This is a genomic window from Psychrobacter sp. P11G3 (assembly GCF_001435845.1).
Taxonomy (GTDB): domain Bacteria; phylum Pseudomonadota; class Gammaproteobacteria; order Pseudomonadales; family Moraxellaceae; genus Psychrobacter.
Genome location: NZ_CM003596.1, coordinates 1,395,481 through 1,411,761, shown reverse-complemented (window position 1 = coordinate 1,411,761; position 16,281 = coordinate 1,395,481). Strand labels below are relative to the sequence as shown.

The 16,281-nt window shown below is 44.2% G+C and carries 13 protein-coding genes; 5 read left to right on the top strand and 8 right to left on the bottom strand.

What is annotated here, in order from left to right:
• Positions 1 to 83: 83 nt before the first annotated feature.
• Positions 84 to 1,085, top strand: a complete 1,002-nt coding sequence (locus AK824_RS05805) for an LLM class flavin-dependent oxidoreductase (RefSeq protein WP_057759659.1) — start codon at positions 84 to 86, stop codon at positions 1,083 to 1,085.
• 48 nt (positions 1,086 to 1,133) lie between these two features.
• Positions 1,134 to 1,298, top strand: coding sequence for a hypothetical protein (locus AK824_RS13510; RefSeq protein WP_156410686.1), 165 nt, complete (start codon positions 1,134 to 1,136; stop codon positions 1,296 to 1,298).
• 118 nt (positions 1,299 to 1,416) lie between these two features.
• On the opposite strand, the gene AK824_RS05800 is transcribed toward AK824_RS13510, so the two are convergent.
• The 5 genes from AK824_RS05800 to ispF form a co-directional block, all read right to left on the bottom strand.
• Positions 1,417 to 2,376, bottom strand: a complete 960-nt coding sequence (locus tag AK824_RS05800) for an AEC family transporter (protein ID WP_057759655.1) — start codon at positions 2,374 to 2,376, stop codon at positions 1,417 to 1,419.
• 239 nt (positions 2,377 to 2,615) lie between these two features.
• A complete protein-coding gene (mnmG, locus tag AK824_RS05795) occupies positions 2,616 to 4,511 on the bottom strand; it encodes a tRNA uridine-5-carboxymethylaminomethyl(34) synthesis enzyme MnmG (RefSeq protein WP_057759653.1) in 1,896 nt (631 codons plus the stop codon).
• Positions 4,512 to 4,939: 428 nt separating this feature from the next.
• Positions 4,940 to 5,488: a hypothetical protein gene (locus tag AK824_RS05790; protein WP_057759650.1), complete on the bottom strand. Its 549-nt coding sequence runs from the start codon at positions 5,486 to 5,488 to the stop codon at positions 4,940 to 4,942.
• Positions 5,489 to 5,755: 267 nt separating this feature from the next.
• Positions 5,756 to 6,106, bottom strand: a complete 351-nt coding sequence (gene grxD / locus AK824_RS05785; protein ID WP_057759647.1) for a Grx4 family monothiol glutaredoxin — start codon at positions 6,104 to 6,106, stop codon at positions 5,756 to 5,758.
• Between the two features lie 116 nt (positions 6,107 to 6,222).
• The gene (gene ispF / locus AK824_RS05780) at positions 6,223 to 6,726 is read right to left on the bottom strand and encodes a 2-C-methyl-D-erythritol 2,4-cyclodiphosphate synthase (RefSeq protein ID WP_057759642.1); all 504 of its coding nucleotides are present in this window, start codon (positions 6,724 to 6,726) and stop codon (positions 6,223 to 6,225) included.
• A 374-nt stretch (positions 6,727 to 7,100) separates the two neighbouring features.
• Here ispF and mnmA point away from each other — a divergent pair, with 374 nt between their 5' ends.
• The gene (gene mnmA, locus AK824_RS05775) at positions 7,101 to 8,213 is read left to right on the top strand and encodes a tRNA 2-thiouridine(34) synthase MnmA (RefSeq protein ID WP_264753507.1); all 1,113 of its coding nucleotides are present in this window, start codon (positions 7,101 to 7,103) and stop codon (positions 8,211 to 8,213) included.
• Between the two features lie 212 nt (positions 8,214 to 8,425).
• Positions 8,426 to 9,817 carry an adenylosuccinate lyase gene (gene purB / locus AK824_RS05770; protein WP_057759636.1) on the top strand — a complete coding sequence of 464 codons (1,392 nt, stop codon included), beginning with the start codon at positions 8,426 to 8,428 and terminating at the stop codon, positions 9,815 to 9,817.
• A gap of 212 nt (positions 9,818 to 10,029) precedes the next feature.
• Here the strand turns inward: purB and AK824_RS05765 are convergent, their stop codons facing one another.
• The gene (locus AK824_RS05765) at positions 10,030 to 10,215 is read right to left on the bottom strand and encodes an NF038104 family lipoprotein (RefSeq protein WP_057759633.1); all 186 of its coding nucleotides are present in this window, start codon (positions 10,213 to 10,215) and stop codon (positions 10,030 to 10,032) included.
• Positions 10,216 to 10,405: 190 nt separating this feature from the next.
• Between AK824_RS05765 and AK824_RS05760 the strand changes: the two genes are divergently transcribed.
• Positions 10,406 to 11,578: a cupin domain-containing protein gene (locus tag AK824_RS05760; protein WP_057759630.1), complete on the top strand. Its 1,173-nt coding sequence runs from the start codon at positions 10,406 to 10,408 to the stop codon at positions 11,576 to 11,578.
• Positions 11,579 to 11,769: 191 nt separating this feature from the next.
• On the opposite strand, the gene AK824_RS05755 is transcribed toward AK824_RS05760, so the two are convergent.
• Together AK824_RS05755 and putA are read right to left on the bottom strand one after the other, a co-directional pair.
• Positions 11,770 to 12,462 (bottom strand): 1-pyrroline-5-carboxylate dehydrogenase, encoded by a 693-nt coding sequence (locus AK824_RS05755; protein WP_057759629.1) that lies wholly within the window; start codon positions 12,460 to 12,462, stop codon positions 11,770 to 11,772.
• Between the two features lie 11 nt (positions 12,463 to 12,473).
• The gene (gene putA / locus AK824_RS05750) at positions 12,474 to 15,737 is read right to left on the bottom strand and encodes a bifunctional proline dehydrogenase/L-glutamate gamma-semialdehyde dehydrogenase PutA (RefSeq protein WP_057759626.1); all 3,264 of its coding nucleotides are present in this window, start codon (positions 15,735 to 15,737) and stop codon (positions 12,474 to 12,476) included.
• Positions 15,738 to 16,281 lie beyond the last annotated feature (544 nt).

Here is a 16,281-nt window from a genome sequence, read left to right as displayed (position 1 = left end):
TTAACAGTGATTAGCGGCACTTGAAACTACCACTGTCTATAAGCATATCAGTAGAAAATAATTTACACACTACTGGAACATTTATGAGTAACAAAATCCCTTTATCCTTCTTAGATCTTGCGCCTGTACCTCAAGGCAAAACCATCGCTGAAGGCATCGCCCAAACGGTCGAAACCGCGCAGCAAGCAGAAAAATCAGGCTTAAACCGCTACTGGATGGCAGAGCATCATAATATGCCGGGCATCGCCAGTGCAGCCACTTCAGTACTACTATCGCATATTGGTAGTCAAACCGACCGTATCCGTATCGGTGCTGGCGGTGTCATGCTACCGAATCATGCCCCTCTCGTGATTGCCGAGCAGTTTGGCACTTTGCAGGCACTATACGGCGACCGTGTAGACTTAGGTCTAGGCCGTGCGCCTGGTACTGATGGCGCGACGTTTCAGGCACTTCGTCGGCAAATGAAAGATGCAGAGCGCTTTCCACAAGATGTGCAAGAGCTGATGTATTTCTTAGGTAACGATACAGATGGCAGTCCTGTACAGGCATTCCCTGGCGCAAAATCAGGCATACCGATTTGGATATTAGGCTCTTCTCTATTTGGTGCGACCTTGGCTGCACATTTAGGACTACCTTATGTGTTTGCCTCTCACTTTGCTCCGCAAATGCTAGGGCAAGCAATTGAAGCTTATCGTGAGCAGTTTAAACCGTCTGTCTATCTAGATAAGCCTTATGTGATGCTGGCTGCAAACTTGTTACTAGCTGATGATGATGCGACCGCTCAATATCACTTTACCTCAGCACAGCAGAGCTTTGTACGTCTACGTCGTGGCGAAACCGGTCAAATGCCTAAGCCTACCCACGATATGGACAGTATCTGGAGTCAAGCAGAGAAAATGATGGTAGATAACGCATTGTCAGTATCATTCCTTGGCTCTGTCGACACGGTCAAACCAAGACTCGCTGCGTTTTTGGCAACCTATCAGCCAGATGAGCTGATTGTGACGGCCAATATTTATGACCAAGCCGCCCGTATCCGTTCACTTGAACTTACACCGGAGCTAAACTTATTTACTTTACAATGAAATGAGACACTTGCATAATTATTGATGAACCTTAACTGGATTTTTGACATGGAAGCAACTCCCATTATCGGTGCATCGCTCATGATTGGCTCGTCAATATTTATGTATATCGTCGCCTTTCTTGCCGTTATGGCTATCGGTGGTTATTTGACCTATCGTACTAGCCCAAAGCGCAAGCAGCGCCGTGAAGACAAGCGTAATAGTGAACGCTAGATTAATAAAAAAAGCCCTCTTTTCTTATTTGAAAAGAGGGCTTTTTTTAAAGCTGCCAAAATCAGGCAAATAAAATGTAGTCGTGCAAAAACAGTAACCAATCTGTCTCACAACTTCATTACATCAACCCAAGCGCACGTAACGTCGCTGCCCCAATCGCCATACCAAACATGCCGACAACAGTGGTAAATGCCAAAATATTAGCCGCCAATACATCATTGCCACCCATTGCTTTTGCCATGACATAGCTGGCTGCAGCTGTTGGTGATGCGACCATCAAAAACAACACCCCCATATGCACGCCTGATAGCCCAAATCCGAGCCCAACAGCGATCGCAATCAATGGTGCAATAACAATTCGTCCAATACTCGCCTGCATAGATAAGCCCGAAGGATGCAACATGGACTTTAGGTTAATACTAGCACCCGCACAAATCAGTGCTAACGGCAGAGCAACCGCTGCCAGTAAGTCGCCAGTGGTATGAATCACCCCAGTGAGTGGCGGTAGCGGCAGTGCTTTGTAGACGAATGCCCCAACCAATGCCAAAATTAGAGGATTGGTTAGCAATTTTTTCACAATCATCGTGCCGCGACTAATCCATGTGTCATCCATGCTTTTGGATACGCGGCTTAGAGTAATAACCGCCAAAATATTAAACAGTATCGTCACCACACCCATATAGACAGCACCGATACTCAATCCTTCTGCGCCGTAAGCATTGGCCACGGTTGCAAGGCCAATAATGGCCATGTTGCTACGGAATACGCCTTGTACAAACACGCCTTGGTCTTCAGGACGCTTGACGAAGCGTTTAGCATAAAACTCTGCGCCAATAAATAATATAAACGTCACCAAGATACCAACAAGGATAAGCGTAATTTGCTTACCATAATCGACGTCGCTATCAACCACGCTAAAAAACAATAAACACGGCAAGCAATAATTAAAGACAAAACTTGACGCCTGATCGATAAAAGTTTGGCTTGCTTCACCACGTCGTTGCATAAAAAAACCCAACCACATTAAGGCAAGGTTGGGTAAAACAATGGTAATAGCAAAAACAATAGCATCAATCATAAGTAGACTCAGTTCGGTGACAAGCCCATCAATATATGGACATCAGCGAGACAAATTAACAAGTAGTAAGAAAATTTACTGACCTAGTATAGAGACAAAGTAGCAAGTAGGACAAGGTTACATGTGACTTTCTTTCAAAATCAACCATTTTTTTGACAAACAAAAGCCCGTAACGAAATATCGTTACGGGCTTTTTATACTATAAGTGCTTTATTATAAAAGGCTTTATTGCATGCCTATTATGAGTCCAATGCAGCTTTTGCTTTTTTATGCTTTTTAACCGTCATTGCCAACAACTGAATGGCAGCAGGGGTTACACCACTCACACGTCCCGCTTGAGCTAGCGTCGCAGGACGAACTTGCGTAAGTTTTTGTACTATCTCATTGGACAGTCCTGACACGATACTATAATCAAAGTCTAATGGCAGCGCCGTATTTTCTAATCGCTTCATTTGATCGATATCTTCTTGTTGACGGTCGATATAGCCAGCATATTTAACAGAAATCTCTATCTGCTCGCCCACCTGTGCATCAACGGTTGAGTCCGTGATAGCTGCGATATCAGCAAAATGTATTTGCGGACGCTTGAGCAAATCAAAGGCCGTCGATTCTTTAGAGAGTACCTCACCCGTCTGCTCAGTCACTTGCTTACCTAGTGCGTTGGTAGGCGTGGCCCACATGTCTTTTAAACGTGACGTTTCTGTTGAGATCGCTTCCATTTTTTCTTGATAAGCTTGCCAGCGTACATCGTCTACTAGACCTAGCTTACGACCAGTCTCTGTCAAACGCTGATCTGCATTGTCTTCACGTAAGAGCAAGCGATATTCTGCACGGCTCGTAAACATACGATACGGCTCGGTAGTACCATGGGTAATCAAGTCATCGACAAGCACACCAAGATACGCTTCATCGCGGCGCGGTGTCCATGTTTCAAACTCACTATTGTTAGTAGTGACCAATGCCGCATTGGTACCTGCGAGCAAACCTTGTACGCCCGCTTCTTCATAGCCTGTCGTACCATTAATTTGACCGGCAAAGTACAGACGATCAATCGATTTGGTCTCTAGCGTGGGCTTTAGATTTTGTGGATCAAAATAATCATACTCGATGGCATAGCCGGGACGAGTAATATGGGCGTTTTCTAAGCCTTTCATACTGTGAATAAAGTCTAACTGCACGTCAAATGGCAAGCTCGTTGAGATACCGTTCGGATACAGCTCATGCGTGGTCAAGCCTTCTGGCTCGATGAAAATCTGATGGCTGTCCTTATCCGCAAAACGATGAATTTTATCTTCAATCGATGGACAATAACGCGGGCCTACGCCTTCGATTTTGCCAGAGAACATTGGTGAACGGTCAAGGTTTTCACGAATAATGTCGTGAGTACGCGCATTGGTATGCGTGATATAGCAATTGACCTGCTCAGGATGCATAGAGACATCACCCATATAACTCATCACCGGCAATGGCGTATCACCCGGCTGTACCGTCATCACGCTGAAATCAACACTACGCGCATCGATACGTGCTGGCGTACCCGTTTTTAAACGACCAACTGGCAGCTTGAGCTCACGTAAACGATCTGCCAACTTGATAGAAGGCTGATCCCCTGCACGGCCACCATTGGAGTTCTCTAAACCAATATGAATGACACCGCCCAAGAAAGTTCCTGAGGTCAATACCACTGTTTCGGTCTTAAAGACAATACCTGTAGAAGTCACAACAGCCGTCGCGCGACCGTTTTCAACCAAGATATCATCAGCGGCTTGCTGGAATATATCTAGGTTTGGCTGGTTTTCTAGCGTATGGCGGATAGCTGCTTTATACAAGATACGGTCTGCTTGCGCACGCGTGGCACGAACGGCAGCCCCTTTACGGCTGTTCAATACGCGGAACTGGATACCTGCTTTATCCGTTGCCAATGCCATTGCACCGCCCAACGCATCAATCTCACGCACTAAATGCGATTTACCGATACCGCCAATCGCAGGGTTACAACTCATCTGCCCGAGCGTCTCAATATTATGCGTCAACAATAAGGTCTGTGCGCCCATACGTGCAGCCGCCAGAGCAGCTTCTGTACCAGCATGACCACCGCCGATCACTATCACGTCGTAATGTTTTGGGTATTGCATGTGTGCCTCACTTGACTCATAACGCTGCTGATTGCCATATCTTATGTTCAAATAAGAAAACAGTCAGCAAATAAACGTCAGTCGAATTTATAAGAAGATAACGACTTAGATAAGTCGTTCATAATTGGTTAGGGCGGGTTCTTATTTTGAAAATGGTAATAAAAATGAGTTAAATTGCAGCCAAACAAGGAAAATAGCGCAGATAATATCAGGATATTAACCAGCTATTTGACATAGTTTGGCAATATTTAACCATTTTTAACCCATTCAGATGCTTTTGTTCAGATTAAAGACACGCCCTGAATAACCCATAATTATAACAATTTTTTAATACTTAAAAAACGTTAGAACAAAAACTATTAAAATTAAGCGAAAAGTTCTCTACTCTGGTTATTGTCTTGCTAGTTGTTGCCTTACTAGTTACTGTTTTAATCATCATTTTGGTTATTGTTGCCAGGGCTAAGCGGTACGATCTGATCTGATTGACCACTAGACAGCATATGATGGCTACCATACCCTTCTGGATTGATCTGTAGATAGGCGTTCATTTGACCAATCGCCTCACCATCATCACTGGCCAAGATCTGCTCTTTAATGAGCTCAACTGGCGGTAATGGTAAGTTTTTGAGCAATGCTAAACGCTGATGGTTATCACCTTTGTTGACTACCAACTCGATAAGCTGACGAGCATTAATTGGCAAATCTGGTGTGTTCTGTGCCAATAATGCCAAATGATAAGCGCCTGCAGGATCTTGATCTACAACGATGCGCTGCTCGATAGCCACATATGTCGCTTCAGTTGCACCACCTGCCACACTAAGCTGATGAATACACTTAAGTGCTGAGTATGACTCAGTATTAGCAATCTCAATAATGCGTGTAGATTCATTTTTTAAACGTTCACGGCGCTTTTCAATCGCCGCCTGCTCAGCCGCTTCTCTTTGCTCGTTCAACTGTTCACTGGTTTGGTTATTCATAAAGCTCTCTTACTCATCTGATAATTGTTATTTATATCGCTGACATCTTGGACACTATCTGGGGGTAAATCCTATAAAAACAACGAAACCTAATGACATGGGCGCGTGAAAATACTAATGGGGACAAGAATAGATACGCTACTAAAGACATTAATAGCGACAATAAAAAAACCCAAATAGCCATTAAATGACTATCTGGGTTTGCTGTGCTTGTATCTTGCAAAAGCTAATTGGACATCAAAAACATCCAATTAACACTTTCAAGTATTAAGCAGCAGGGCTGTTTGCTTCAACCAATGGCTTTAGCTCGCCTGATTGATACATTTGTAAGATGATGTCTGATCCGCCCATTAGCTCGCCATCAATCCATAACTGCGGGAACGTTGGCCAGTTAGCGATTTTTGGCAACGTTGCACGGATTTCTGGGTTTTCTAAAATGTTTACAAACGCAAATGGACGACCAATCTGAGTCAACACTTCGATAGAGCGCGCTGAAAAGCCACACTGTGGAAATTGCGGTGTGCCTTTCATGTAAATAATGACTTTGTTGTCACGGATTTGATCACGGATCAATTGTTCAACGTCGTTTGCAGCAGTGTTTGGGGTTTGCTCACTCATAAAAGCTCCTATTGATAAAGCGGTTCATTAAAATGATTATTTATATAAAATAATTGTGTAAAGACGTGGCTGATACATGGGGCGACTGCCGCTGTATTACAAGCACGAATTGCGATCTATGTATGTTCGATAGCATTAGGGACTAATAATACCACGGCATTGGCCATGATGCCCTCTTGACGACCCGTAAATCCCAATTTTTCAGTCGTGGTGGCTTTTACACTGATATTACTAACATCTGTTTGCAGGTCACTAGCGATATTGGCGCGCATGGCTAGATTATGCGGCGCTAACTTTGGACGCTCGCACATTACCGTAATATCAGCATTGCCTAGGCTATAACCAGCCTCTTGCACTTTACTATAAACATAACGCAGCAGTACTCGTGAATCCAATCCAGCATGTGCCGCATCGGTATCGGGAAAATGCTGCCCGATATCACCAAGTGCTAAGGCACCAAGCAGCGCATCAGCCAATGCATGTAACACCACATCCCCATCAGAGTGTGCGAGCAAACTGTGAGTATGCTCAATAGGCACGCCCGCTAGAATGACATATTGTTGCTGCTGACCATTATTATGAAAAGCATGAACGTCGATACCTTGACCAATTTTTATCATTATTATTCCAAGATGAGTTAAAGGTGATTAAAATAATTCAAAACCACTATCTGAATTTTCAAAGCGGTTTTACTAGTAGCCAGACACCATCGGTCGCCACCAGTTTCAATTAACTGGTATAATATGATGTTTATTTTATCATAATACCAGATCCAAAAGACAAGCTGACGTTGTGGTGCTGAGACTACCTATTGTAGTGATTGCATATCACTTGGCGTCGGCATGTACTTTGGATAACGTATAAATAGTTGAGCCGTTTTATGTCAGCCATACAAAATACCTCAAGCACAACCGTTTCTGAGTCTTTTCATGCTCATCGCCCTTTAACACTTGCTGATGTCGAAAATCCTAGCACCAAGCACGTGATCGTCGGTATGTCAGGTGGGGTCGATTCTTCTGTATCAGCCGTATTACTTCAACAGGCAGGCTTCAAGGTCGAAGGCTTGTTTATGAAGAATTGGGAAGAAGATGACGGCACCGAATACTGTACGGCGATGGATGATCTAGCAGACGCGCAAGCCGTATGTGACAAAATCGGTATGAAGCTACACACGGCCAACTTTGCTATGGAATATTGGGATCGCGTATTCGAGCATTTCTTGGCGGAATATAAAGCAGGACGCACCCCAAATCCTGATATCTTGTGCAACAAAGAAATTAAGTTTAAGGCGTTTTTGGACTATGCGTTGACCCTTGGTGCAGATTATATTGCTACAGGTCACTATACGCGCCGCAGTGTGAATTACAAAAATGATGACGGCACTGAGGTTGCGCAGCTCTTACGCGGTCTTGATAATAATAAAGACCAAAGCTATTTCTTGCATGCGGTTGGCGGTGACAAAATCGCCAAAACGCTATTCCCCGTTGGTGAGCTTGAAAAGCCAGTGGTACGTCAGATTGCTGAAGAGCATGACCTAGCGACGGCTAAAAAGAAAGACTCTACGGGTATTTGCTTTATTGGTGAGCGCCGTTTTAAAGACTTCTTACAACAATACCTGCCTGCCCAAAAAGGCGAGATACTTACTGATGATAATAAAGTCATCGGTACTCATGATGGCCTCATGTATTACACATTGGGTCAACGCGGCGGCATCGGCATTGGCGGTGTTAAAGACCGTGTAGAGGCACCGTGGTTTGTATTGGCAAAAGACTTAGAGAAAAACCGTTTAATCGTCGGTCAAGGGCATGAACATCCCATGCTAATGAGCAACGAGCTAAAAGCCTATAAGCTCGATTGGATCGACGGTCTACCACCTGCGAATGTGTTTAGCGACGAAGGTCTAGCCTGTATGGAAAAGTCTCGCTATCGCCAGCCAGACCAAGCGTGTCACGTATTTGCGACCAATGCTGATGGCAGCGAAGTGCGCGTGGTATTTGATGAGCCACAGCGCGCTGTCACTCCTGGACAGTCAGCGGTATTTTATATCGATGAAGTATGTCTAGGCGGCGGCGTGATTGAATCTATCGATGCACCTTGCGGATTCTAATTGATTCCTAAGACCCAACTTAAAGCACAGAGGTTGGTGCAGTGAATAGATTGATTTTAGCGGGCGTCAACATCGCTTTATTTGCATAGACCGCTTTTTTAATATCATATTTCTGCTATATTACGCGCAACGATTTCGACGTCGTTTATTATATGGTAATTTTTTATCTAGACTCTTGCAGTTTTTTATTTCATAACTACTGAGGCATAACCATGACCCCACTTACCGCTCTCTCTCCAATTGATGGTCGTTACGCATCAAAGGCTGACAGCTTACGTCCTTATTTATCTGAATTTGGTCTAATCAAAGCTCGCGTTACGGTAGAGATTCGCTGGTTGCAGTCTTTAGCTGACAACAGCGCAATTGGTGAATTAGCAGCATTTGATGACCAGACCAACGCTTTTTTGAATGCAATCGTTGATGACTTTAGCGAAGCAGATGCTCAAGCTATTAAAGACATCGAAGCGACGACCAATCATGATGTAAAAGCGGTTGAGTACTTTATCAAAGACAAGTTCCGTGGTCAGGATGCCTTGATTGACTCACTTGAGTTTATTCACTTTGCCTGTACCAGTGAAGATATCAATAACCTATCGTATGCGTTGATGCTCAAAGACAGCCGCGAGTTAGTCGTTGCGAAAATGCAGCAAGTGACTGATAGCATCGTCGACTTATCTATTGCTCATGCTGATCAACCAATGTTATCACGTACACATGGTCAGACAGCCAGTCCAACGACATTGGGTAAAGAGATGGCAAACGTAGCCTATCGCCTAGCCCGTCAAATCAAGCAAATCAATCAAGTAGAGCTATTAGGTAAAATCAACGGCGCAGTCGGTAACTATAATGCGCATTTTTCAGCGTATCCTGACGTCGACTGGCAGAGCCATGCTGAAGCGTTTATCAATCAGCGTCTAGAGCTAACATTTAACCCTTATACGACTCAAATCGAGCCACACGACTATATCGCTGAGTTGTTTGATGCTGTTAAGCGCTTCAATACAATCTTGATCGATTTCAACCGTGATATTTGGCAATATATTAGCTTAGGCTATTTCAAACAGCGCCTAAAAGACGGTGAAGTTGGCTCTTCTACCATGCCGCATAAAGTCAACCCAATTGACTTTGAAAACTCTGAAGGTAACTTGGGCGTTGCCAATGCGATGTTGGCCCATTTGGGTGAGAAGCTACCAATTTCACGTATGCAGCGTGACCTATCTGACTCAACGGTGTTGCGTAATATCGGTGTTGGCCTAGCCCAAAGCATGATTGCTTTTGACGCTTGCCTAAAAGGTGTGGGTAAACTTGAGCTAAATGCACAGCGTTTAAATGATGATTTGAATCAAGCACAAGAAGTGTTGGCAGAGCCGATTCAAACAGTCATGCGTCGCTACCGTGTTGAAAACCCATACGAGAAGCTAAAAGCCTTAACTCGTGGTAATGCCATGACTCGTGAAGCCATGCTAACCTTCGTCGAAAGTGACGAGCTATCGGCAGTTAGTGATGCGGACAAAGAACGCCTACGTGCATTGACGCCTGCTACTTATATCGGTAATGCCGCTGAGCAAGCACGCGCTATTAAAGAATGGATTGCCAAGCTTTAATAACTGATAAGAGCATACTGATAATGAAATCAGACTAGCAAGATTGGAGCGCCTAGTATTATTTACTCGCTCCTACTTGATAGTAATTTTATCTTATTAAGTTGTTATCTTAATAGCTATTGTCTGAATAAATAGTAACCTTACTTTGAACACTATGACTGGTTTTGAGTCGATTGCTTTTGATTCAAAACCCATAGTCGATAAGTAAGGTTTTATTTTTTATCATCATCGTCATCACTGTCGCCCGGTATGATGGCTTTACCCACAGCAACGGTTCCTTTGACCACACCTTTGGTAGTTTTATAAGCGATTTTTGCGGGTACTGTGACGATTTTATGGACACAGGCCTGTAGCAAAAACACGCTAGCGATGATGACAACAAAATGTAGCTTTTTCATAACGTTCCTAAGATTGAGTGGATGCTCTGCTGACAGCTATTATTTTGATAATCGTTATTGCTTATATGTACTATATAAACATCACCAAAATAATAGACATCAAATAGATGACAATCTTAAACTATTAAAACCTTCCTATAAAGCATCCCTTATTATTAATCTTGTACACCGCCAAAATATGGATTTATCAATGACTTCTATTCCTCTTTGTTTACCCGACTCTATCACGCCTGAGCAATTCCTAACTGAATACTGGCAAAAGAAGCCACTGCTTATCAAGCAAGGGTTGCCACAGCTAATTGACATGTTTGAACCAGATGACATGATTGGTCTTGCGCTTGAAGAAGATGCTAGCGCAAGACTGCTGACTCAAGCAGCCAGTAAGAAAGAAGGTCAGGCACAGTGGCAACTTAAAAAAAGCCCACTGAATGAAACGGATTTTGAAAAGCTACCAGAGCAATGGACCGTATTGGTACAAAATCTTGAGCAATGGTCGCCAGAGCTTGGTCAGTTGTGGCAAGCATTTGACTTTATTCCGCAGTGGCAGCGCGATGACATCATGGTATCTTACGCACCAGCAGGTGGTTCGGTTGGTAAGCATTATGACGACTACGATGTATTTTTGGCACAAGGCTATGGCTCTAGACGTTGGCAGTTGGGCAAGTTTTGTGATGACAAGACAGAGTTTGTTGCTGATGAGCCGCTGCGTTTATTTGACGACATGGGCGAGCTTATCTTTGATGAGATACTAGAAGCGGGTGATGTCCTTTATGTACCGCCTAAATTATCACATTTCGGTGTAGCACAAGATGACTGTCTGACTTTTTCATTTGGTTGCCGCCGTCCAAACCTAATGCAAATCATCGATAGCGTGGCCGATATTGCGACCAACGACAGCAAGCTATTTATCCCGATGCTACTACCGCAAGCGCTACAAGCGTCAGGTAAATTGCAAGCAGATAGTATTACTGCTATTAAGGCGCAATTGCTAGAGATGCTACAATCTGATCGCGGTGATGATATGATTCGCCAAGCAGTCTCAGAAGTGGTTAGTAAACGCCAGTATGATGCACTGATGCCAGAAGAAACGTTAGATACTGATGAGCTTATGCAAGCGCTATCAGAAGGGGCCACATTGCAAGCGGACTATAGCAACCGCCTACTCTATAGCCAGACCACTGATGGCACCGTGCTGTATGCCAATGGTCAACGTATCGACGGGCTTGATGAAGCTGCGATAGCAGTATTGGTACGCTTGGCCAATGGTGAAGCATTACAGCATAGCGACGTCACCGATGTTGATGCAGATGATTTGAGCGAATGGCTAGAGAACGGCTGGGTATGGGTTGATATTGCCGAATAACATCTTGTCATCAGGCTTAAGTTAAACAGCATAAACAAAAAAACCGCTATCTGATAATTGCTCAGATAGCGGTTTTTTCTTATATATCTCATGCAGTTACTAGTTTGGCATTTATAGCGCTACCAAACACCGCTTAGCCCTTATAAAAGTTGATATAAAAGCTAAGCGGATTCGTAATTAATGCAGTGATTCTACTCTGTACCAAGCTCAAGCAAGCTCGCGTTACCACCGATTGCTGTGGTATTGATAGTCTTTACTCGCTCAGTGACAAAGCGATGCAGATAGTCAGGCGTTAGCATTTCTGACAAGCCTTCCATATCAGTAACACTAATAACCTGCGTCAAAATACCGTCAGTATTGGCAAGCTCTTGACTGACGGCTTGCACTTCGCTGCGGCTACCAGAGACAGCCACTTGTGCTAGACGATCGATATATAAAAGCGTGACTGTTTGCGAATCGTTAGCCACACTCAATACATCTTCGCTGATACCTGTGTCGTGCAGTATCTTAGCAGCTTCATTACACATCTCATCTTGGCTTGGGCAATGCAATATAACTTCATTACCTGTTAGGAGTGCCGCGATAAGCTGACCTAATACTGCCATGGCTCTAGCAGTTTCGCCGCCGATAACCATGGTTTTACCACGACCAGTCACATACAAGTCATTGGACTCGCCTGTTGCCCCTGTCATACGATGCATCTCATCCAAGCTAGGCGCAGCGCTCAACAAATGGTTGAATAAACGCTTTGCTTTATTGGCATCACCAGTGAGCAATGCCAGTTTTGGAATGGCTGCTTGTAGATACGTTGCGCGATTGACTGCGCCGAGTAATCGCCAAGATTCACAAACCTGGGCATGATTTTTTTTGAATTCAGTCGCCATGTTGCTACTCCTTATGCGAGTTCTGTTTGAGTGGTAGTTTGGGTTTCGGTCGCTGTCATATGAGCAGCTGACTGTTCAGCGTTGACTGCTTCTGAGCTAAGTTGCATGAGACGCGCGACATAGTGCGGGCCACCAGCTTTAGGACCAGTACCTGATAGACCACAACCACCAAATGGCTGTACGTTTACGACCGCGCCGATTTGGTTACGGTTGATGTAAGTGTTACCGACAAATGCGCGGCGCTCAATGTGCTCAACAGTATTTTCGATACGGCTATGGATACCTAACGTCAAACCAAAGCCTGTGTTGTTGATGGCATCAATCAGCTTATTCAAATCACGCGCTTGATAACGCAGTACGTGTAGAATTGGACCAAAGTGCTCACCACCGATCACATCAATGCTTTTCACTTCGATCGCTGTTGGTAGTACAAAAGTAGACTTCTCTTGACTGACGACTGAGCTTGAGCTCATTGGCGTCTGTGCCAAAATGGTAGCAGTCGGCTCAGCACTCATACGTTCGATGTGCGCCTCTAAACCATGCTTAGCATCCGCATCAATCACTGGACCTACATCTGTGGCAGCATATAGAGGATTACCTACAGACAGCTCAGCCATATTACCTTGCAAGAGCTCGATCAAATCATCCGCCATCTCTTCTTGTACACACAATATGCGACAAGCTGAACAACGCTGACCTGCTGAACCAAATGCTGATAGTACCGCATCTCTAACGACTTGCTCTGGCAGTGCCGTTGAGTCAACGATCATCGCATTTTGACCGCCAGTCTCAGCGATAAAGACAGGCAATTCGCCACTGGTTTGTGCATGGTCATTTAAGCTTTGGTTGATACGTTGGGCTGTTTGAGTAGAGCCTGTAAATATCACCCCTGCGATATTATCAGCAGCCGTCAAAGCACCACCTACGTCGCCTGCACCAATGACCAATTGCAATGCTTCGGCTGGTATACCCGCTTGATACATCAACTGGGCACCAAAGTGAGCTACCAAACTGGTTTGTTCAGCAGGTTTCGCTACTACGGTGTTACCTGCAGCAAGTGCAGCTACAATCTGTCCCGTATAGATAGCCAATGGGAAGTTCCATGGACTGATACAAACGAAAGTGCCACGTGCTTTATATACTTGACGAGACTGCTTACCAGCCAAGTCTGTGAACTCATGTACGACATCATCTAGACGCTCTGCTTCGTCAGCATAGAAACGACAGAAATCAACGGCTTCTTTGATTTCATCGATGCCATCTTGCATGGTTTTGCCCGCTTCAACTTGGCATAGTGCCATTAGTTCAGCGTAGTTTTCTTCGTATAGCTCAGCAATCTTACGTAATATCTCAGCACGCTTAGCAGCTGGTACATTTTTCCATACCTCTTGACCAGCAACAGCAACGTCAATCGCTTGGCGAGCCACTTCAGCGTTGGCATAAGTTACTTCACCAGCACTAACTTCATGATTCCAAGGCGCAAGTACAGTCTGCTTATCAAGCTGATTCGTTTGACCATCTACTTCATAGGTATCAACCGCTTTACCATTAATGATAGAGGTTGCTGACCATGTCTTATGCAGATGGCTATCAATAGCTGATTTGAACGGTAACCATTGTGACTCTACAAAGATATTAGGGCCAAAACTTGCACGACGTTCACCGTAAATCTCTAACGGTAACGGGATGTCTGGATTGTGCAATGTTGCATTACCAAGCAGCTTGTCATATGGATGCACTGTTAGCTTTTCGATTGGGTAAGACTTATCTAGCAACTGATGAACAAACGAGCTGTTGGCACCGTTTTCTAGCAAGCGACGTACCAAGTACGGTAGCAAGTCTTTATGTGCACCTACTGGCGCATAGATACGTACAGGAATCTCATAAGCTTGCAAAATATGATCATAAAGCGCATCGCCCATGCCGTGTAGACGTTGGAATTCAAAGTCTCTATGTGCACTCATGGTCATGATTGATGACAGTGTATGCGCATTATGTGTCGCAAACTGTGGCCAGATTAGTCCGCGCAGATGGTCTGACAATAAGAAGCGCGCACAAGCAAGGTATGCAGTATCCGTACCTTCTTTACGTGTCCAAACTGGATAGCCTGATAGACCTTTTTGCTGAGCAAGTTTGATCTCAGTATCCCAGTAAGCGCCTTTTACTAGACGTACGGGTATACGATCACCGACTTCAGTAGACAAACGAGCAAGCCATGCTAATACAGCGATAGCACGTTTAGAGTACCCTTGTACAACGATACCTAAACCATCCCAGTCCGCCGTTAAATTATCACGGTACAAAGACTCAAACAGTTTTAGAGAAATCTCGAGGCGATCTGCTTCTTCAGCATCAATACTGATATCGACATTGACTTCACGTGCCGCTTCAATCAATAGCAGGCAACGCTGACGCAATAAGCCCATTACTTGTGCTTCTTGCGTGGCTTCATAGCGAGGATGCAGTGCTGATAATTTGATAGACACTGACGGCTTTGGCATGCCTTCTTTGACTTTTACGTTCGCCGTAGCTCTGATCGCATGTAGATAGTCGTTGAAGTATTTTTCCGCATCTTTATGCGTGATGGCCGCTTCACCTAACATATCAAATGAATAGGTATAGCCTCTATTACGATATGGCTGGCTGTTTTTATTGGCGTCTTCAATGGTTTCGCCCAATACAAACTGATGACCCATGATACGCATGGCTTTTTGCATCGCACTACGAATGACAGGTTCACCCATCTTCTTAGTCATGCGATCCAAGAAACCTGATGCAGTGGTGCTGCTGTCAATACTGACAACGCGACCAGTCATCATCATGCCCCAAGTAGAGGCATTGACCATAAAGCCATTGTCATTTTTAATGTGCTTTTTCCAGTCAGCCACACTCATTTTGTCATGAATCAATGCATCAGCCGTATAGTTGTCTGGTACACGAATCAAGGCTTCTGCCAAGCTCATTAGCAAGATACCTTCTTGAGTATCAAGGCTATACTCAAGCAATAATGAGTCAACCATCTTGACGGCTTTACCATCATTACGTACGTGCTCGACCAGTTTGCGCGTTTGCTCAGCAGCAGCATCGCGTTCTTCTATACTGGGTTTGGCAAGTGGCAATAACTCAGACAACCAACGTTCTTCATCGGCGCTATATAGCGGCGAAATACGCTTATTTAGCGCTTCTGCTGACTGGGCGAGATACTCAGGCGACAGCATATCAACAGGATTAAACAAGATCGGCTCTTGCGGGGTAAACTGGTCTACTGGGTTCATAATAACTCCATAACTATCGTTTAAAAACCATAATAAATGGTGCTTTAGGAAGTCTGATCGTCCTGTATAACTGCTCATAACCGCTATCAAAAAATAGGGGTTATTGACGGATATTCACAGCAATAATCAAAAGACCAAACGGCGCCATCACAAAACTAAAAATCCAGCATAGGCTGGAGACGGTTAAGTAGGTCGTTCGACTGTTAAACGGGCTACGTTAACAATACAAAGGCAACAACGAAAAGCTAAGCGGCATTAGTGCCTTCTTCTTGTTAGTAGTGAAAGGAGTGTGATGACCAAATATCGCCTTATTGAACCGAAAAATCGCTCTAATAATCACAAATCTGTCATCTTTGGTGATGCTAATTCACTGTAAGAAAAACCTCTACGGCGTTGATTGAGGTGATGCGCTTAACTCGGCTATAATATCACGAAATTTTTTTTCAAACTAACGAAATTTATTATTTTCATAAATTAATATATATCTAAATAACAATAACTTACAAGCACTTTATTGGCCATGACGCTTTGGTTACGTTTTTTT